Genomic DNA, 17,985 nt, shown 5'->3' on the forward strand with positions numbered 1-17,985 from the left:
AATCCGATGAGCATTATTGAACGAGCGGCCAGCCGCATAGAAAAGAAGGACGCCGCCGAGCGCGCCGTGCCCGCCAGCGAAGCCGGCGCGCCGCCAGCCATGCCGGTGGCCGAGGCCGCCGCCGTGGACGCGGTCGCCGCCAGCGCACCCGCTGCTGCGGCTGAAGCCGTACCGGCAGCGCCGCCCCCGGCTCCTGCGCCTGCCGCCGCGACCGGAGCCGCAGCGGCTTCGGCAGTGCAGGACACCGGCGCCGCGCCAGTGCCGCCAGCGCCCCTGCCTGCCACCGCCGCTGCCACTGCCACTGCCGGTGCGGCCGCCGTGCCGGACGCGGCCGCACCGGCCGCCGACAGCGCGCCGCGCGGCCCGCGCCGTGTGGAGCTGGACCTCAAGCACATGCACGACATCGGCCTGGTCACCGCCGCCGGCGGCCGCACCACGCTGGTCGAAGACTTCCGCGTCATCAAGCGTCCGCTGATCAAGCGCGCCTTCGGACCGCGTCCGCCGGATGAAAAGCCGGGCAACCTGATCATGATCACCAGCTCGCTGCCGGGCGAAGGCAAGACTTTCTGCTCGATCAACCTGGCCATGAGCATCGCCATGGAGCTGGACCACACGGTGCTGCTGATCGACGCCGACGTGGCGCGCCCGTCCGTGCTGCGCACGCTGGGACTGCCGAACCAGCGCGGGCTGATGGACTTGCTGCTCGACGACAAGATCGACATGGCCGACGTGATGCTGCGCACCAACGTCAACACCTTGACCTTGCTGCCGGCCGGCACCAGCAATCCGCGCGCCACCGAGCTGCTGGCCAGCCAGGCCATGACCACGCTGGTCTACGAGATCGCCAACCGCTACCCGGACCGTATCGTCATCTTCGATTCGCCGCCGCTGCTGCTCACCAGCGAAGCGCACGTGCTGGCCGGCCACATGGGCCAGATCGTGGTGGTGGTCGAGGCCGAGCGCACCACGCAGCACGCGGTGAGCGAGTCCCTGAGCCAACTCGAAGGCTTGACCAACGTCAGCCTGATCTATAACAAGGCCCGTGACTTCCCCGGCACCGAAACCTATGACTACCACTATGGTTAAACCACGCCGCACAGCGCTGGCGGCGGCGGTGGGCCTGGCGGCGCTGTCGCTGTCGCCGTCCAGCCGCGCCGACTGGAAATTCACCCCGCGCGTGGACCTGCGCGAAACCTATACCGACAACGTGCTGCTGGCCGAACCCGGCAAGGAGCGCAGCCAGGCGGTCACCCAGCTGTCGCCAGGCTTTTCGCTGAGCAATGTCGGGCCGCGCCTGGACCTCAGCGCCTCCTACAGCAAGCATCTGGTCAAATATTCCGACTCGGACCTCGGCGGCGGCAGCAACGGCGGCGCCCAGGGCAACACGCAGCAACTGCAGGCCAACCTGAAGGCGCGCCTGCTGGGCGAATCGCTGTTCCTGGACAGCACGGCCTCGATCAGCCAGCAGGCCAAGTCCGCCTTCGGCCCGACGCTGATCGACAACGGCGTGCCCGGCAGCGGTTTCGCCGCCGGCGTCAGCAGCGAAGTCAAATCCGTCCGCATCAGTCCGTACTACCTGCTGCGCTTCGGTTCCTTCGCCAGCGGCGAGCTGCGCTATGCGCGGGACCGCGTCAGCAGCGACAACACCGCTTTCGGCACCAGCAACGGCGACAACCTGTCGCTCAACCTGGGCAGCGGCCCTTCCTTCCACGTGGTCGGCTGGGGGCTGACTTACTACCGCCAGGAACTGACCGACACCATTTCCGCCAAGTCCTCCAGCCAGAACCTGTCCGGCACGCTGACCTATCTGTATTCGCCGCAGCTGACGCTGTCGGTCAGCGCCGGCTACGACCAGTACGACTACGCGTCGCAGGGCGGCCGCACCAAGGGCCAGTCGTGGTCGGTCGGCGGCACCTGGGCGCCGAATCTGCGCACACGGGTGCAGGCCAGCATCGGCAAACGCTACTTCGGCGACAGCTATTCGCTGGTGGCCACGCACCGCGCCCGCGCCAGCGTCTGGAGCGTGAACTACAACGACGGCGTCACCACGTCGCGCTCCCAGTTCCTGCTGCCGTCCACCATCGACACGGCGGCCCTGCTGGACCAGATGTTCCAGGCCGCGATTCCCGACCCGGCCGCGCGGCGCCAGGCGGTGCAGGCCTATATGCAGTCCGCCGGGCTGCCGCCGTCGCTGGCCAACAGCGTCAACTATCTGAGCAACCGCTACATGCTGCAGAAGCAGGCCACCGCCAGCGCCGCCTTCAACGGCGCGCGCGGCACGCTGATTTTGTCGCTGGTGGACAGCCGCCGCAGCGGCCTGTCGGTGATCGACGTCGACGCCGGCCTGCTGGGCGCGACCAACAATACGCTGAACGAAAACACGCACCAGACCGCCGCCACCGCCACGGTCAACTGGCGCTTGTCGCCGTACAGCTCGGTCAATCTGGGCGCCAGCCGCAACAAGTCGCGCTCGCTGGCCAGCGACCGGGTCGACAACAACACGTCCTACCGCCTCAACCTGACGCGCCAGTTCGCCCGCAATCTGCACGGCAGTATCGAACTGCGCAAGGCGAAGGGTGCCACCGCGGTCGCCGGGCGCGGCTATACCGAGAACGCCGTGTCGGCGTCTCTGAACAAGCTGTTTTAGTGGAGTCTGGCAAGGATGTACGAGAGCTACTACGGCCTTAGCGCCAAACCGTTCCGGCTGCGGCCGGACCCGCACTTCTTCTTCGGCAGCAAGGGCCACAAGCGGGCCATGGCCTACCTCGAGTACGGCCTGTCGCAGGGGGAGGGCTTCATTGTCATCACCGGCGAAGTCGGCGCAGGCAAGACCACGCTGGTGCGCAATATGCTCAACACGCTGTCCTCGCAGCAGATCGTGGCGGCGCACATCGTCAACACGGCGCTCAACTCCGAAGATACGCTGCGCATGGTGCTGTCGGCCTTCGGCCTGCCGAGCGAGGATGCCAGCAAGAGCGCGCTGCTGACGCGCCTGGAGGCCTTCCTGCGCGCCTGCGACCAGCAGGGCCGGCGCGCGCTGCTGGTGGTGGACGAGGCGCAGAACCTGACGCCGCGCACGGTGGAAGAGCTGCGCATGCTGTCGAACTTCCAGACCGACGACAAGTCGCTGCTGCAGACCTTTTTGCTGGGCCAGCCGGAGTTCCGCGCCACCTTGCACAGTCCGGACATGCAGCAGCTGCGCCAGCGCGTGATCGCCACCTACCACCTGGGCCCGATGGACGCGCTGGAAACCCAGGCCTACATCGAGCACCGCCTGCACACGGTGGGCTGGAATAACGACCCCTCGTTCACGGCCGCCGCGCACGCGGCCATCTACGAGTACTCGGGCGGCATACCGCGCATGACCAATGCGCTGTGCGACCGCCTGCTGCTGATGGGCTTCCTGGAGGAGCTGCACGAATTCACCGACGTCCACGTCGACGAGGTGATCCGCGACATCGCTGAGGAATTCAAGCCGCCGCCGGAACCGGCCAAGCTGCAGGTCGACGAGGCCGACATGGCCGCCGTCAACTCGGCCTACCCGGACGGCATGGACGAGCGCATGATGCGGCTGGAGAAATCCGTCGTGTCGGTGCTGAACATCCTGAAGAAAATCGTCGCCACGCCGGCCCCTGCCGGCACCGGTCACGGCGCCAACGCCAGCCAGGACAACAACGAATGAGCACATTCCGCATCCTGTGCGTGGTCGGAGCACGGCCCAACTTCATGAAGATGGCGCCCATCATGGCGGCGCTGGCCGCGCTGCGGCCCCAGGTCGAGGTCAAGCTGGTGCACACCGGCCAGCACTACGACGTGGCCATGAACCACCAGTACTTCGAGGCGCTCGGCATCCCGGCGCCGGACATCAACCTGGAAGTCGGTTCCGGCAGCCATGCGCAGCAGACCGCCGAGGTGATGCGCAAATTCGAGCCCGCGCTCGACGAGGTGCGCCCGACCGCCGTGCTGGTGGTGGGCGACGTCAATTCCACCATCGCCTGCGCGCTGGTGGCGGCCAAGAAGGCGGTCCCGGTGATCCACGTGGAGGCGGGCCTGCGCAGCTTCGACCGCGCCATGCCGGAGGAGATCAACCGCGTGCTGACCGACCAGATTTCCGACCTGCTGTTCACCACCGAGGAAAGCGGCGCGGACAACCTGCTGCGCGAAGGCGTGGCCGCGCACCGCATCCAGTTCGTCGGCAACGTGATGATAGACACGCTGGTGCGCAACCTGCCGCGCGCCATCCCGGCTTCCGCCATCGTGGCCGATGCCGGCCGCCCGGGCCTGGCCGACGGCGCCGAAGGCTATGCCGTGCTGACCCTGCACCGCCCGTCCAATGTGGACGACCCGGCCGTGCTGCGCACCCTGCTCGAAACGGCCGCCACGATCGCCGAGCGCACGCCGGTGATCTTCCCGCTGCATCCGCGCACGCGCGGCATGATAGAGAAGGCGGGGCTGAACCACCTGGTCGATGGCGGCAAGGGCAATTTCCTGTTGCTGCCCCCGATGGGCTACCTGGAGATGCTGGGCCTGATGAAGGGCGCCCGCGTGGTGCTGACCGATTCCGGCGGCATCCAGGAGGAGACCACGGCGCTGGGCGTGCCCTGCATCACCCTGCGCAACAACACCGAGCGTCCGATCACCGTCGACGAGGGCACCAACACCATCGCGGGCCAGGACTCGGCCAGGATCCTGGCCATTTACGGGGAGCTGATGGCGGGCGGCGGCAAGGCCGGCCGCGTGCCGCGCTTCTGGGACGGCAAGGCCGCCGAACGCATCGCCTCGGCCTTGCAGATCTGGATGCAGAACGGATGCAAGACATCATGAGCGCCGCCACCGCCGCCATCCGCAACGCGATGACCATCGACGTCGAAGACTATTTCCAGGTCTCGGCCTTCGCGCCCTACATCGCGCGCGACAGCTGGCCGGACCGCGAATGCCGGGTCGAAGCCAATATCGAGCGCATCCTGTCCATCCTGGAGGCGGGCGGCGTGCACGCCACCTTCTTCACGCTGGGCTGGATCGCCGAGCGCTACCCGGCCATGGTCAAGCGCATCGTGGCCGGCGGCCATGAACTGGCCAGCCACGGCTACGGCCACCTGCGCGCCTCCGACCAGGACCGCGCCGCCTTCATGCAGGACATCTGCAGCAGCAAGGCGATACTGGAAGACCTGGGCGGCCAGGCCGTGCTGGGCTACCGCGCGCCGAGCTTCTCCATCGGCCACGGCAACCTGTGGGCGCTGGACGCGCTGAATCAGGCGGGCTACCGCTACAGTTCCAGCATCTACCCGGTGCAGCACGACCACTACGGCATGCCGGACGCGCCGCGTTTCGCCTGGCACCCGGAAGGCGCGGGCGGCCTGCTGGAAGTGCCGATCACCACGGTGCGCATGGGCGCGCGCAACCTGCCGGCCGGCGGCGGCGGTTATTTCCGCCTGCTGCCGTACTCGCTGTCGCGCTGGATGATGCGGCAGGTGAACGAACAGGATGGCCAGCCAGCGATCTTCTACTTCCATCCATGGGAGATCGACCCCGGCCAGCCGCGTCCCGACGGCATCAACCTGAAGACGCGCTTCCGCCATTACGTCAACCTGGCCAGGATGGACGGCCGCATCCAGGCGCTCACACGCGATTTCGCGTGGGACCGCATGGACCGCATTTTCCTGGACAAGGCATGAGCTCCATCATCGAAGCGGCACACGACAAAGCGAACGGCAGCGCGCATGGACAGGCGTCCGCCGGCGGACCGGCCACGCTGCACCTGCTGACGCCGCAAGACGCGGCGCGCTGGGACGCTTTCGTGCGCGCCTGCCCGCAAGCGACCTTTTTCCATCTGAGCGCCTGGCAGCAGCTGATCGAGCGCTGCTACGGCCACAAGACCTGGTTCTACTACGTCGAACAGGACGGCCGGATCCAGGGCGTGCTGCCGCTGTGCCAGATCAAGAGCCGGCTGTTCGGCCACTCGCTCAGCTCCCTGCCGTTCGCCGTCCACGGCGGCGTGGTGGCACTGAACGACCAGGCGGGCGCCATGCTGGACGCGGCCGCCGCCAGGCTGGCCGGCGAGATCGGCGCCGGCCACCTCGAATACCGCAACATCGAACCGAGCGGCAAGCCGGGCTGGCAGGTGAAGGACTTGTACGTCACCTTCCGCAAGGCCATCAGCGCCAACCACGAAGAGAACATGAACGCCATCCCGCGCAAGCAGCGCGCGATGGTACGCAAGGGCATCAAGTGCGGCCTGAAGGCGGAGATCGACCAGACCGTGGACCGCTTCTTCCACATCTACGCCACCAGCGTGCTGCGCCTGGGCACCCCGGTGTTCCCGAAGAAGTACTTCGCGCTGATCAAGGAACTGTTCGGCGAGCAGTGCGAGGTGCGCATCATCGTCAAGGACGGCGAGCCGGTGGCCGGCGTGATGAGCTTCTTCTGGCGCGACGAAGTGCTGCCTTACTACGGCGGAAGCATGCCGCTGGCGCGCGAGGTGGCCGGCAACGACTTCATGTACTGGAACCTGATGGAAGCGTCGGTCGAACGCGGCTGCCGCCTGTTCGACTTCGGCCGCAGCAAACTGGGCACCGGCGCCTACGACTTCAAGAAGAACTGGGGTTTCAGCGCCACGCCACTGGCCTATGAATACCAGCTGCACGCGGCCAGCGAGCTGCCCGACAATAATCCGCTGAACCCGAAATACCAGCTGTTCATCAAGCTGTGGAAGCTGCTGCCGCTGCCGCTGGCCAATCTGCTGGGACCGCACATCGTCAAAGACCTGGGATAGCGCCATGGACAACCTGCTCCTGCTGGTGCACCGCATACCTTACCCGCCCAACAAGGGCGACAAGATCCGCTCCTACCATCTGCTCAAACACCTGGCGCAGCACTACCGCGTGCACCTGGCCACCTTCGTCGACGACGAGGACGACTGGCAGCACGTGCCGCGCCTCGAGGCGATGGCGGCCAGCTGCCACTTCGCGCCGCTCAACACCAAAATGGCGCGCGTGCGCAGCCTGGGCGCCCTGCTCGGCAACCGCTCGCTGTCGCTCGACTACTACCGCGACGCGGGCCTGCGGCAATGGGTGGGGGACACGGTGCGGCGCGAAGGCATCACGCGCATCGTGGTGTTCTCGTCGGCCATGGCGCAGTATGCCGAACCCTACCCGGACGCCAGGCGCGTGATCGATTTCGTCGACGTCGACTCGGACAAGTGGCGCCAATACGCCGAAAAGAAATCCTGGCCCATGAGCATGCTGTACGCGCACGAGGCGCGCCAGCTGCTGGCCTACGAGCGCCGCGTGGCGCTCGCGTGCGACGCGGCGCTGTTCGTCTCGGCGCCGGAAGCGGAGCTGTTCCGGGCGCTGGCGCCGGAAAGCGCGGCGCGCATCGGCCATTTCAGCAACGGCGTCGACACCGCGTATTTTTCGCCTGAAGGCGCTTACCCGGACCCCTACGCCGCCGGGGTCCAGGCACTGGTCTTCACCGGTGCGATGGACTACTGGCCCAATATCGACGCCGTCACCTGGTTCGCGGAAGAAGTGCTGCCGGCGGTGCGCGCGCGCCATCCGCAGGCGGTGTTCTACATCGTGGGCGCGCGTCCCGCGTCCGAGGTGCAGCAGCTGGCCGGCCTGCCCGGCGTGGTGGTCACCGGCACCGTGCCCGACGTGCGGCCTTACGTGGCGCACGCCGCGCTGTGCGTGGCGCCGCTGCGCATCGCGCGCGGCATCCAGAACAAGGTGCTCGAAGCGATGGCCATGGCGCGCACCGTGGTGGTGTCGCCCCAGGCGCTTGAAGGCATCGAGGCGAAAGCGGGGCGCGAACTGCTGCTGGCGGCCGACGCGCCGGCCTTCATCGCCGCCGTCAACCAGGCGCTGGCCGCGCCGGACGACGCCATGGGCCTGGCCGCACGCGCCACGGTCGAACAACTGTATGGCTGGAACAGCCACCTGTCCCGCGTCTGCACGCTGCTGGAGGCGGACCGCCCTGTAAGGAAAGAAGCATGACGCCCAGTACCCTGCCCACACCGGCCGCCAGCGAGAACGCCAGCCCGGCCGCGCCGTCGCTGCGCCCCTCCTTGCTGCTGCTGGCTGCCTGCGCGCTGCTGCTGCCCTTCCTGGCCTATTTCAGCACAGCGCGTTCCATCGTCGAGATCTGGGACAGTTCCGGCACCTTCGCGCACGGCTACATCATCCTGCCGATCAGCATCTGGCTGGTGTGGCAGCGCCGCGCGGCCGTGCTGCAATTGCAGGCCGAGCCTTACTGGCCGGCCTTGCTGCTGCTGGCCGCCTGCGGCGCGGCCTGGCTGCTGGCCGAATTCGGCGACGTCCAGACCGTGCGCCAGTACGCTTTCGCGGCCATGCTGCCGCTGACCGTGCTTGCGCTGCTGGGCAAGCGCATCGCCTGGGCGCTGGCCTTTCCGCTGGCCTTCGTGCTGTTCGCCGTGCCCTTCGGCGACATCTTCATCAATCCGCTGATCGGCGTCACCGCCGACTTCACCGTCTACGCGCTGCGCGCCACCGGCATCCCGGTGCTGCGCGACGGCACCAATTTCTCCATCCCCAGCGGCAACTGGTCGGTGGTGGAAGCGTGCAGCGGCGTGCGCTACCTGATCGCCTCGATCACACTGGGCAGCCTGTACGCCTACCTGACCTTCCGCAGCACCTGGCGCCGCGCGCTATTCGTGCTGGCCTCGGCGCTGGTGCCGATCGCCGCCAACGGCGCCCGCGCCTACATGATCGTGATGCTGGGCCACCTGAGCGGCATGACCCTGGCGGTCGGCGTCGACCACCTGATCTACGGCTGGCTATTCTTCGGCCTGGTGATGTTCCTGCTGTTCTGGCTGGGCAGCCTGTGGCGCGAGGACACGCCCCACGACGCGCCGGTGACGGCCGCGCAGTCCGCCGCTGCCGCCGTCGGCACGGCCAGCACCGGCCGCTTCGTGGCGGCCTTGCTGGCCATCGCCTTGTGTATCGGCGCCTGGCCGGCTTACGCGACCTGGCTGGAGCACCGCGAAAGCGCGCCGGCGCCGGCCGACCTGTCCGGTTTTGCCAGCACCTGGCCGGCCACCACGCCCTTCGCGCAGTGGACGCCGTCCTACCCGGCCGCCAGCGCCGAACTGCAGCAGTATTACGCAATAGGGGCGGGTTATCCGGTCGGCGTGCACCTGCGCTATTACCGCAAGCAGGACCACCAGACCAAGCTGATCAGCTCGGTCAACCGCCTGGCCGGCGAGAAGGATCTGAACTGGCACACCGTCGACACGGCGCAGCGCGAAGAAAGCGTGGGCGGGCGCATGCTGGCGGTGCGCGAGAGCACCGTGGCCGGCGCCGGCGGCCGCCTGCTGGTGTGGAACTGGTACTGGGTCGACGGCGGCTACACCAGCAACGACTATCTCGGCAAGCTGCTGCAGGTAAAGCAGAAGGTGCTGACCGGTAGCGACGACGGCGCCGCCGTGATGGTGTTCTCGCCGCTCGAAGACAAGCCGGAACCGGCGCGCGCGGCCATGCGCGCCTATCTCGCGGCCAACCTTGCGCGCATCGATGCCGTACTGGCAAGCAACAAGCGGCGCTGAGCCGCGTCACGATACAGAATTGGGAAGCGGACATCATGTGTGGAATAGTCGGAATTTTTGATACGCGCGGCACGCGCGCGATCGACCGCGAGCTGCTGGCGCGGATGAACGAAACGCAGCACCACCGCGGCCCCGACGAGGCCGACCTGTACCTCGAGCCCGGCGTGGGCTTCGGCCACCGCCGCCTGTCGGTGATCGACGTGGCGGCCGGCCTGCAGCCGCTCGGCAACGAGGACGGCAGCGTGATGGTCTGCTACAACGGCGAGATCTACAACTACCGCGAACTGACCGAGGAACTGAAAGGCCTGGGCCACACCTTCCGCACCCGCTGCGACACCGAAGTGATCGTGCACGCGTGGGAAGAATGGGGCGAGGACTGCGTGCACCGCTTCCGCGGCATGTTCGCCTTCGGCCTGTGGGACCGCAACAAGCAGGTGATGTTCCTGGGCCGCGACCGCATGGGCGTCAAGCCGCTGTATTACACCATGCTGCCGGACGGCTTCTTCGCTTTCAGCTCCGAGCTGAAGGCGCTGCGCACGCTGCCCGGCCTGAACCGCGAGATCGACCCGCAGGCGGTGGAGGATTATTTCGCCTACGGCTACGTGCCGGAACCGAAGACCATCTTCCGCGGCGCGTTGAAACTGTCGCCCGGCTTCACCCTGCTGCAGGAAGTGGGCGCGCCGCTGGCAGAGCCGAAGCAGTTCTGGGACGTGCCGTTCAAGCTGCACGCGCCCATGTCGGAAAAGGACGCGCAGGAGGAGCTGCTGGTGCGCCTGCGCGAAGCGGTCAAGATCCGCCTGGTGGCCGAGGTGCCGCTGGGCGCCTTCCTGTCCGGCGGCGTCGATTCGAGCGCCGTGGTGGCGATGATGGCCGGCCTGAATGAAGGCCCCGTGAACACCTGTTCGATCGCCTTCAACGACAAGAACTACGACGAATCGGAATACGCGTCGCAAGTGGCGGCGCAATACAAGACCGACCATTACACCGAGACCGTGGACACCGACGACTACGGCCTGCTCGACACCCTGGCCCACCTGTACGACGAACCCTTCGCCGACAGTTCCGCCATCCCGACCTACCGCGTGTGCCAGCTGGCGCGCAAGCGCGTGACGGTGGCGCTGTCGGGCGACGGCGGCGACGAGAACCTGGCCGGCTACCGCCGCTACCGTTACGCGATGGCCGAGCAGAACGTGCGCGGGCGGATCCCATCGAGCCTGCGCAAGCCGGTGTTCGGCACCCTGGGCCGGCTGTATCCCAAGGCCGACTGGGCGCCGCGCGTGTTCCGCGCCAAGACCACCTTCGAAGCGCTGGCGCGCGACACCGTCGAGGGCTATTTCCACGGCGTGAGCATCATGTCCGACGCCATGCGCGCGCGCCTGTTCAGCCCCGGCTTCCGCGCCAATCTGCAAGGCTACAACGCGATCGAGGTGATGCGCGGCCACGCCAACAAGTCGCCCACCGACGACCCGCTGTCGCTGATCCAGTACATCGACATGAAGACCTATCTGCCGGGCGACATCCTGACCAAGGTCGACCGCGCCTCGATGGCGCACGCGCTGGAAGTGCGGGTGCCGCTGCTGGACCACAAGCTGGTGGAATGGATTTCCGGCCTGCCGCCGGAGATGAAGCTGAAGGGTGCGGAGGGCAAATACATCTTCAAGAAAAGCCTGGAGTCGCACCTGCCGCACGACATCTTGTACCGCAAGAAGATGGGCTTCGCCGTGCCGCTGGCCGGCTGGTTCCGCGGCCCGCTGGCGCAGCGCGTGCGCGACTCGCTGCTCGGGCCTTTGCTGGCCGACACCGGCATCTTCAACAAGGCCTTCCTGCACGAGCTGGTGGAGCACCACCAGTCCGGCCGGCGCGACTACAGCGGCCCGATCTGGAGCTTGCTGATGTTCGAGGCCTTCCTGCGCAATGAAATGACGAAGTAGCGGCGGCGAGCCGCCTAAGCGGCCTTGCTGTCCGGCGGCTGTTCCAGCGTCCGCAGGCAGATCTCCTCGAACACCCGTGCCGCCTTTTCGTGGCCGAAGCGCTCCTCGACCAGCTTGCGCGCGCGCTGCGCCAGGCCGTCGCGCAGGGCCTTGTCGGCCAGCAGCTCCAGCACCGCGTCCGCCATCGAGGCCGGATCGTCGCGCTCCAGGTAGTGCACGTCGCGTTCCGCGTCCAGCCCTTCGATGCCGATCGCGGTCGACACCACCGGGCAGCCCATGGCCATCGCCTCAAATGCCTTGATCCTGGTGCCGCCGCCCACCAGCAGCGGAATCACGAAAGCGTGCGCCGCGTGCACATAAGTGCGCACATCGTCGACAAAGCCGGTGAACTCCACGTTGGAGGTGGTGCGCGCCAGCGCCTGCAGCGAGGCCGGCGGGTTGCGGCCGACGATGACGAAACGCGCCTCCGGCCGCGCGGCCAGCACCTTGGGCCACACCTGCCCCAGGAAGAACTGCATGCCGTCGATATTGGCGGCCCAGTCCATCGAACCGGTGAACACCACGGTGGGCGGCGCCGCCGCGTCGACCGCGGGCGGTTCCTGGTAGGAGAAGAAATCGAGATCGACCCCGGTCGGTATCGCATGCGAGGACGCGACCTGGTAGGCCTCGGTAAAGAAGCGCGCGTCGCGCTCGGAGACAGCGATCACGCTGTCGAAGCCGCGCAGCACGTTGCCTTCGTAGCGTTCCATCTTGGCGTGCTGCGATGTCCACAGCCAGCGCTTGAACGGGCCGCGCGCCTGCTTGGCGTGGCGCGCGAAAATCTCCGCCTCCACGTTGTGCGTGAAGCAGGTGCTGCGGCTGCGCAGCCGGTCCGGGCGCAGCACGGCCGTGTGCACGAAGTCGAACACCATCAGGTCGATGTCCGGCCGCTGCGCCAGCTGGCGCACCGCGTCCATGCCGGGCCGCGTGCGGTCGTTGGCCACGTTGACCGGCAACTCGCCCAGCAGGTCGAAGGCGCGCCGCCACATCGGCCGCGCCGGCGCCGGCTGCCAGGGGATGAACTCGTCGCACACGCCGCCGATTTCCTTGTTCCAGCGGCGCGCCTGTTCCGGCGTGCACGCGCTCAGCAAGGTCACGTGGAAGGCCCCGCCCTTCAGGCCGCGCAGGATATTGGTGCTGCGGATCTTGCCGCCCGCGTCGTTCGGGAACAGGAACACGGGCGAGATGAACACCAGCTTCGGTTTGCTCATCACCAGCAAATGCCTTCGTACTCGGCGCCGGGCGCGCCGCGCAGGTCGGCGTAGCCGGACAGGTCGATGATGCGGCACCCTTTGGCGTTGGCGATGATGGCCTGGCGCGCTTCCGCGTCGGCGTGGCCGATCACGATCACTTCGGCGCCCGCCAGCGCCGCTTCCGGCGTCTCGTGCAGCAGCTTGTCCAGGTGCGGGATCTCCTGTTCGATGAACTCCTTGTTCTTGCCCAGCAGGCGGCTGATCTTCACGAAGCGGTCGAAGATGGCCAGCTCGAAGCCCTTGCCCAGCATGCGCTCGGCCAGCACCACCAGCGGCGAGTCGCGCATGTCGTCGGTGCCCGGCTTGAAGGCCAGGCCGAACAGCGCGACCTTCTTGCGGCCGTTGCGGGCGATCATGTCGTAAGCGCGCTTGATGTGGGCCTCGTTGCTGTCGAGCAGGGCCGACAGCGTGGGGATGGGCACTTCCAGGTCGCGCGCCATGGTCAGGAAGCCCTTGACCTCCTTCGGCAGGCAGGAGCCGCCGAAGGCGAAGCCGGGGCGCAGGTAGGCCGGCGAGATGTTCAGCTGGGTGTCCTGGCAGAAGATCTTCATCACTTCGCGGCCGTCGAGATTGCAGGCCTTGAGCACCGAGCCGGCCTCGTTGGCGAACACGATCTTCATCGCGTGGAACACATTGCACAGGTATTTGACGGATTCGGCGATCTGCGTCGTGGTGCGCTCGAACTTGCCCGGCAAGCCCTTATACATTTCCTCCATCGCCAGATAGCCCGCTTCGCCCAGGCTGCCGACCACGGTCTGCGGCGGATTGTGGAAGTCCTTGACGGAGCTGCCCTCGCGCAGGAACTCGGGATTGAACACCAGCGACAGGCCTTCGCCGATCCGGCGTCCGGACGCCTCGAGCAAAATCGGCAGGATGCGCTCTTCGGTGGTGCCCGGCGGCACGGTGCTGCGCAGCACGATCACGTGCGGCCCGTCCTTCTTGCGCAAGGTGGCGCCGATCGAGCGTATCACCGCGTCCACCGCCTTCAGGTTGGGCGAGTAGTTGGGGTTGGACGGCGTGGCCACCGAAATGAGCGACACGTCCGAGTTCAGCACCGCGTCTTCCACGTCGTGCGTGGCGCGCAGCTTGCCTTCGCCGACCGCCTTGGCGATCAGTTCGTTGATGCCGTCTTCCACCACGGGAGACTGGCCATCGTTGATCATCTTGACTTTGAGCGGGTTGGTGTCGACACCGATCACTTCATGGCCAAGTTCAGGAAGGCAACCGCAGGAGACCGCGCCCACGTAGCCGAGTCCGAATACAGAAATTCTCACGTCATTCCTTTGCGTAATCTTTGTGTAATGCGCCTTAGCCGGCCGGGCGGATGGAGTAGCTGAAGTAGCTGAAGTAGCTCTTGCGTAATTGTACTTTCAATTTTATTATCGGTAAATGTGTGAAGGACCGTCTGCAAACGTGTCTGCAACACCCCGCTTTCCCTGCCGACAATGAAGCTACTCACATTCAGTACTCTGTTTCCCAATCCGGAACAACCGAACCACGGCATCTTCGTTGAAACCCGCTTGAAATACCTGGTGGCCAGCGGCAAGGCGAGCGCGCGCGTGGTGGCCCCCGTACCCTGGTTTCCGTCCAGCCATGCCCGCTACGGCAACTACGGCCGCTATGCGCGCGTGCCGCGCCACGAGCAGCGCCACGGGCTGCAGATCAGCCATCCCCGCTACCTGACCCTGCCCAAGGTCGGCATGGCCGTGGCGCCCCTGCTGCTGGCGCAGTCGGCCAGGCGCGAGATCGGCCGCATCCTCGACGAGGGCTACGATTTCGACCTGATCGACGCCCATTATTTCTACCCGGACGGGGTGGCGGCTGTCATGCTGGGCAAGTACTTTAACAAGCCGGTGGTGGTGACAGCGCGCGGTTCGGACATCAACCTGCTGCCGCGCTTCGCGCTGCCGCGCCGCATGATTTTGTGGGCTGCGCGCAACGCCCAAGGCACGATCACGGTATGCCAGGCGCTGAAAGACGAAATGGCGCGGCTCGGCGTGGCGCCGGAGGGCGTGACGCCGCTGCGCAACGGCGTCGATCTGCAGCGCTTCGGCCTGCTGGACCGCGAGGGTATCCGGCGCCAACTGGGCCTGGAACGGTACACCTTGCTCTCGGTCGGCCTGCTGGCCGAGCACAAGGGCCACGCGCTGATCATCGGCGCGCTGCCCAAGCTGCCCGATGTCGGGCTGATGATCGCCGGCCAGGGCCCGGACCGCGCCAGGCTGGAGGCGCAGGCGCGTGAACTGGGCGTGGCAGGACGCGTGACCTTCCTCGGCCCGGTGCCGCAGCCCGAACTGAAACGCTATTACAACGCGGCCGACGCCATGGTGCTGGCCTCGAGCCGCGAAGGCTGGGCCAATGTGCTGCTCGAGTCCATGGCCTGCGGCACGCCGGTGGTGGCCAGCGACGTGGGCGGCTCGGGCGAAGTGGTGACCGCGCCGGCGGCCGGCGTGCTGATGCGAGAGCGCAGCGTGCGCGGCCTGGTCGACGCCATCGAGGCGCTGCGCGCCGCCGCGCCCGCCCGTGGCGACACCCGCGCCTACGCCGAGCAGTACAGCTGGGACGCCACCACCGAAGGCCAGCTCGCGCTGTTCAACGCCATCCTGGAGGGCAGGGCGTGAGCGCGCACCACAAGCCGGAGGCGGCCCCGGCAGCGATGCCTGCAGCGGCGCCGGCCATGGAGCGGCGCCCGCTGGTGCTGCACGTGATCCATCACCTCTACATCGGCGGCATGGAAAACGGCCTGGTCAACCTGATCAACCATATGCCGGCCGACCGCTACCGCCACGCCATCCTGTGCGTGGAGGACTATTCCGACTTCCGCCTGCGCATCACGCGGCCTGACGTGGAAGTGATGGCCCTGCACCGTTCGCGCATCGGCGTGTGGCGCATGCGGCTGGAGATGTTCAAGCTGTTCCGCCGCCTCAAACCCGCCTTCATCCACTCGCGCAATATGTCCGGCCTGGACGCGCTGCTGCCGGCGCTGCTGGCCGGCGTGCCGCACCGCATCCACGGCGAGCACGGCTGGGATGTGCACGACCTGGACGGCCGCGCCTTCAAGCCGGCCCTGCTGCGCCGCCTGCACGCGCCGCTGGTAAGCCGCTACATCACCGTGTCGCAGGACCTGGCGCGCTACCTGGGGCGGCGGGTCGGCGTTTCCGGCCGGCGCATCAGCCAGGTCTACAACGGGGTCGACATGGCGCGCTTCGCGCCGCTGCGCGACCGCTCGGCGCTGCCGCCCGGTTTCGCCGGCCATGAGGCAGAGGGCACGGTGGTGATCGGCACGGTCGGCCGCGCCCAGGCTGTGAAGGACCAGGCCACGTTGCTGCGCGCCTTCGCAAGACTGGTGGAAGACGAGCCCGGCCTGGGGGCCGCGCTGCGCCTGGTGCTGGTGGGCGACGGGCCGAAGCTGCGGCCGCTGCAAGCGCTGGCGCAGGAGCTGGGCATCGCGCAGCAGACCTGGTTCGCGGGCGCCTCCAGCGAGGTGCCGCGCATGCTGGCCGCGCTCGACGTGTTCGTGCTGCCCTCGCTGTCCGAAGGCATTTCCAACACCATCCTGGAAGCGATGGCCAGCGGCTTGCCGGTGCTGGCGACTGCGGTCGGCGGCAACGTCGAACTGGTGCGCGCGGGCGAGGAGGGCGCCTTCTTCGAGCCGGGCGATGTGGCCGGCCTGGCCAGGCTGATGGGCGTCTACAGCGGCGACGCGGCGCTGCGCCGGGCGCACGGCGCAGCCGCCCGCGCCGGGGCGCTGGCGCGCTACAGCATGCCGGCCATGGTGAGCAATTACATGGCGGTCTACGACGGCCTGCTAAGATAGCGCATCACCTCACGGATACCGACATGCGCTTCCCACTCTTACTGGCCGCGCTGCTGGCGCCGGCCGCCTTTGCCGCTGCCGCCGCCGCCGCACCAGCCGTCACTGCCGCTACAGCTGTGCCTGCCACCGATGCCCGCCTGGACGGCATGAAGCAGATCGAACGCAGCGCCTGCCTGCGCCTGGGCAATACCGGACCCGGCGCGCCCAAGAACTTGAAGTTCGTGCCCAAATACTGCGAGTGCGTCGCCAAGGCTTACTGGGACAATATCCCCAAAGCGGAAGTGGAGGACTTGATGAATACCGGCCAGTCCGCCGCCATGGACCAGAACAGAGTCGCGCGCATGGCCGCCGCGCGCGACAGCTGCCAGGGAAAATGAAAATCAGTTTGACGGTGCAGGGCTGGGAGTTCGACGCCGATGACGGCAGCACGCTGCTGATGGCGGCGCAAGGAGCCGGCATCCGCCTGCCCAGTTCCTGCCGCAACGGCACCTGCCGCACCTGCATCTGCCACATGGGCAGCGGCACGGTGCGCTACCTGGTCGAGTGGCCGGGCCTGAGCCTGGACGAGAAGCGCGAAGGCTACATCCTGCCCTGCGTGGCCGTGGCGCAAAGCGACCTGGAGCTGGCTGTGCCGGCCGCGCGCAGAATACCGGCGTAGCTCAGATGCGCCGGCCGGCCGCGCGGATCCGCCATGCTTAGTCGTCCGCGCCGCCGCTTTCCCCGCGCCGCAGCCGGGACAGCAAGGCGTCCGCGCTGCCGCTGAGCGGCAAGCCGTGCGTGCGCAGCAGCTGGATGTGCAGCACCAGGTTCTCCAGCACCAGCTTGGCCGCCACCGCCATCAGGGTCAGGCGCCGGTCCTCTTCGCTGAAAGAGTCCATGGCATCGGCCATTTCGCACAAATGGCTGGCCACCAGACTGCGCAGATCTTCCTCCTCGAAGGGCAGGTCGGCGAAGTCGATAGGGTCTTCCTGTTCCACTTCCAACATCAATGTTTCGAGTTCGGCACGGGTAATCGACATCTGTTGCTCCTGTGGTTGCCCTGCTCTTATTTTAGACCTAAGCTGCTCCGATCCGCGCTAGAATTTCCTGTTCGGGAGCGGGCTAGGAGCTATTCCTTGGCACACATTATTTTTACGCAGCAACTCGCACGGTTCATGCCTGTCCCCAAGCTGGAGGTGCAGGCGGCCGACTTGCGCGGTGCGCTGGACGGCGCGTTCGCCGGCAACGCCCGCTTGCGCGGCTATGTGCTGGACGACCAGGGCTGCTTGCGCGAGAACGTCGTCATCTTCATCGACGGCCAGCGCAGCCGCGACCGCGTGCTGCTGGCCGACGCGCTGCGCCCCGATTCCCAAATCTATATCTTGCAAGCACTATCCGGAGGCTGAC

Annotated in this window: 17 protein-coding genes; 14 read left to right on the forward strand and 3 right to left on the reverse strand. The window is 67.3% G+C overall.

Features of this window, described 5'->3' with window-relative positions; genetic code table 11:
- Positions 1-6 precede the first annotated feature (6 nt).
- Genes ACSQ8Y_RS25575 through ACSQ8Y_RS25615 form a run of 9 tightly spaced genes read left to right on the forward strand, consistent with a single transcriptional unit; the run spans position 7 to position 11,490 of the window.
- Positions 7-1,086 carry an XrtA-associated tyrosine autokinase gene (locus ACSQ8Y_RS25575; protein WP_436269212.1) on the forward strand — a complete coding sequence of 360 codons (1,080 nt, stop codon included), beginning with the start codon at positions 7-9 and terminating at the stop codon, positions 1,084-1,086.
- The gene (locus ACSQ8Y_RS25580; RefSeq protein ID WP_436269213.1) at positions 1,079-2,647 is read left to right on the forward strand and encodes a TIGR03016 family PEP-CTERM system-associated outer membrane protein; all 1,569 of its coding nucleotides are present in this window, start codon (positions 1,079-1,081) and stop codon (positions 2,645-2,647) included. Before ACSQ8Y_RS25575 ends, ACSQ8Y_RS25580 begins: the two co-directional genes overlap by 8 nt.
- A 15-nt stretch (positions 2,648-2,662) precedes the next feature.
- Positions 2,663-3,682, forward strand: a complete 1,020-nt coding sequence (locus ACSQ8Y_RS25585; RefSeq protein WP_436269214.1) for an XrtA/PEP-CTERM system-associated ATPase — start codon at positions 2,663-2,665, stop codon at positions 3,680-3,682.
- Positions 3,679-4,824: a non-hydrolyzing UDP-N-acetylglucosamine 2-epimerase gene (gene wecB, locus ACSQ8Y_RS25590; protein WP_436269215.1), complete on the forward strand. Its 1,146-nt coding sequence runs from the start codon at positions 3,679-3,681 to the stop codon at positions 4,822-4,824. The genes ACSQ8Y_RS25585 and wecB overlap by 4 nt, the downstream gene beginning before the upstream one ends.
- A complete protein-coding gene (locus ACSQ8Y_RS25595) occupies positions 4,809-5,675 on the forward strand; it encodes an XrtA system polysaccharide deacetylase (protein ID WP_436269216.1) in 867 nt (288 codons plus the stop codon). Before wecB ends, ACSQ8Y_RS25595 begins: the two co-directional genes overlap by 16 nt.
- Entirely contained in the window at positions 5,672-6,772 is a 1,101-nt protein-coding gene (locus ACSQ8Y_RS25600; RefSeq protein ID WP_436269217.1) for a FemAB family XrtA/PEP-CTERM system-associated protein, read from the forward strand. The genes ACSQ8Y_RS25595 and ACSQ8Y_RS25600 overlap by 4 nt, the downstream gene beginning before the upstream one ends.
- 4 nt (positions 6,773-6,776) lie before the next feature.
- Positions 6,777-7,991, forward strand: a complete 1,215-nt coding sequence (locus ACSQ8Y_RS25605) for a TIGR03087 family PEP-CTERM/XrtA system glycosyltransferase (protein ID WP_436269218.1) — start codon at positions 6,777-6,779, stop codon at positions 7,989-7,991.
- Positions 7,988-9,559 (forward strand): exosortase A, encoded by a 1,572-nt coding sequence (xrtA, locus tag ACSQ8Y_RS25610; RefSeq protein WP_436269219.1) that lies wholly within the window; start codon positions 7,988-7,990, stop codon positions 9,557-9,559. Before ACSQ8Y_RS25605 ends, xrtA begins: the two co-directional genes overlap by 4 nt.
- Before the next feature lie 35 nt (positions 9,560-9,594).
- The gene (locus ACSQ8Y_RS25615; RefSeq protein WP_436269220.1) at positions 9,595-11,490 is read left to right on the forward strand and encodes an XrtA/PEP-CTERM system amidotransferase; all 1,896 of its coding nucleotides are present in this window, start codon (positions 9,595-9,597) and stop codon (positions 11,488-11,490) included.
- 14 nt (positions 11,491-11,504) lie between these two features.
- On the opposite strand, the gene ACSQ8Y_RS25620 is transcribed toward ACSQ8Y_RS25615, so the two are convergent.
- The gene (locus tag ACSQ8Y_RS25620; RefSeq protein WP_436269221.1) at positions 11,505-12,740 is read right to left on the reverse strand and encodes a glycosyltransferase family 4 protein; all 1,236 of its coding nucleotides are present in this window, start codon (positions 12,738-12,740) and stop codon (positions 11,505-11,507) included.
- Positions 12,740-14,056: a nucleotide sugar dehydrogenase gene (locus ACSQ8Y_RS25625; RefSeq protein WP_436269222.1), complete on the reverse strand. Its 1,317-nt coding sequence runs from the start codon at positions 14,054-14,056 to the stop codon at positions 12,740-12,742. The genes ACSQ8Y_RS25620 and ACSQ8Y_RS25625 overlap by 1 nt, the downstream gene beginning before the upstream one ends.
- 171 nt (positions 14,057-14,227) lie before the next feature.
- Between ACSQ8Y_RS25625 and ACSQ8Y_RS25630 the strand changes: the two genes are divergently transcribed.
- The 4 genes from ACSQ8Y_RS25630 to ACSQ8Y_RS25645 are packed head-to-tail and all read left to right on the forward strand — an operon-like array spanning position 14,228 to position 17,257.
- The gene (locus ACSQ8Y_RS25630; RefSeq protein WP_436269223.1) at positions 14,228-15,403 is read left to right on the forward strand and encodes a glycosyltransferase family 4 protein; all 1,176 of its coding nucleotides are present in this window, start codon (positions 14,228-14,230) and stop codon (positions 15,401-15,403) included.
- Positions 15,400-16,599 (forward strand): TIGR03088 family PEP-CTERM/XrtA system glycosyltransferase, encoded by a 1,200-nt coding sequence (locus tag ACSQ8Y_RS25635; protein WP_436269224.1) that lies wholly within the window; start codon positions 15,400-15,402, stop codon positions 16,597-16,599. The genes ACSQ8Y_RS25630 and ACSQ8Y_RS25635 overlap by 4 nt, the downstream gene beginning before the upstream one ends.
- Before the next feature lie 23 nt (positions 16,600-16,622).
- Positions 16,623-16,976, forward strand: a complete 354-nt coding sequence (locus tag ACSQ8Y_RS25640) for a hypothetical protein (protein ID WP_436269225.1) — start codon at positions 16,623-16,625, stop codon at positions 16,974-16,976.
- A complete protein-coding gene (locus ACSQ8Y_RS25645) occupies positions 16,973-17,257 on the forward strand; it encodes a 2Fe-2S iron-sulfur cluster-binding protein (RefSeq protein ID WP_436269226.1) in 285 nt (94 codons plus the stop codon). Before ACSQ8Y_RS25640 ends, ACSQ8Y_RS25645 begins: the two co-directional genes overlap by 4 nt.
- Positions 17,258-17,294: 37 nt before the next feature.
- Here the strand turns inward: ACSQ8Y_RS25645 and ACSQ8Y_RS25650 are convergent, their stop codons facing one another.
- On the reverse strand, positions 17,295-17,618 hold the full coding sequence (locus ACSQ8Y_RS25650; protein WP_436269227.1) for a hypothetical protein: 324 nt from the start codon (positions 17,616-17,618) through the stop codon (positions 17,295-17,297).
- Between the two features lie 96 nt (positions 17,619-17,714).
- Here ACSQ8Y_RS25650 and ACSQ8Y_RS25655 point away from each other — a divergent pair, with 96 nt between their 5' ends.
- On the forward strand, positions 17,715-17,984 hold the full coding sequence (locus tag ACSQ8Y_RS25655) for a MoaD/ThiS family protein (RefSeq protein WP_436269228.1): 270 nt from the start codon (positions 17,715-17,717) through the stop codon (positions 17,982-17,984).
- Position 17,985: the final 1 nt, after the last annotated feature.

Source organism: Pseudoduganella sp. LjRoot289 (assembly GCF_964252925.1).
GTDB lineage: Bacteria > Pseudomonadota > Gammaproteobacteria > Burkholderiales > Burkholderiaceae_D > Rugamonas.

Excerpts from the sequence above, each read along its gene's own strand:
- ACSQ8Y_RS25600 (WP_436269217.1), top strand. The coding sequence starts at position 5,672 with ATGAGCTCCATCATCGAAGCGGCACACGACAAAGCGAACGGCAGCGCG.
- xrtA (WP_436269219.1), top strand. The coding sequence starts at position 7,988 with ATGACGCCCAGTACCCTGCCCACACCGGCCGCCAGCGAGAACGCCAGC.
- wecB (WP_436269215.1), top strand. The coding sequence starts at position 3,679 with ATGAGCACATTCCGCATCCTGTGCGTGGTCGGAGCACGGCCCAACTTC.
- ACSQ8Y_RS25585 (WP_436269214.1), top strand. The coding sequence starts at position 2,663 with ATGTACGAGAGCTACTACGGCCTTAGCGCCAAACCGTTCCGGCTGCGG.
- ACSQ8Y_RS25645 (WP_436269226.1), top strand. The coding sequence starts at position 16,973 with ATGAAAATCAGTTTGACGGTGCAGGGCTGGGAGTTCGACGCCGATGAC.
- ACSQ8Y_RS25650 (WP_436269227.1), bottom strand. The coding sequence starts at position 17,618 with ATGTCGATTACCCGTGCCGAACTCGAAACATTGATGTTGGAAGTGGAA.
- ACSQ8Y_RS25620 (WP_436269221.1), bottom strand. The coding sequence starts at position 12,740 with ATGAGCAAACCGAAGCTGGTGTTCATCTCGCCCGTGTTCCTGTTCCCG.
- ACSQ8Y_RS25615 (WP_436269220.1), top strand. The coding sequence starts at position 9,595 with ATGTGTGGAATAGTCGGAATTTTTGATACGCGCGGCACGCGCGCGATC.
- ACSQ8Y_RS25605 (WP_436269218.1), top strand. The coding sequence starts at position 6,777 with ATGGACAACCTGCTCCTGCTGGTGCACCGCATACCTTACCCGCCCAAC.
- ACSQ8Y_RS25575 (WP_436269212.1), top strand. The coding sequence starts at position 7 with ATGAGCATTATTGAACGAGCGGCCAGCCGCATAGAAAAGAAGGACGCC.
- ACSQ8Y_RS25640 (WP_436269225.1), top strand. The coding sequence starts at position 16,623 with ATGCGCTTCCCACTCTTACTGGCCGCGCTGCTGGCGCCGGCCGCCTTT.
- ACSQ8Y_RS25595 (WP_436269216.1), top strand. The coding sequence starts at position 4,809 with ATGCAAGACATCATGAGCGCCGCCACCGCCGCCATCCGCAACGCGATG.
- ACSQ8Y_RS25630 (WP_436269223.1), top strand. The coding sequence starts at position 14,228 with ATGAAGCTACTCACATTCAGTACTCTGTTTCCCAATCCGGAACAACCG.
- ACSQ8Y_RS25580 (WP_436269213.1), top strand. The coding sequence starts at position 1,079 with ATGGTTAAACCACGCCGCACAGCGCTGGCGGCGGCGGTGGGCCTGGCG.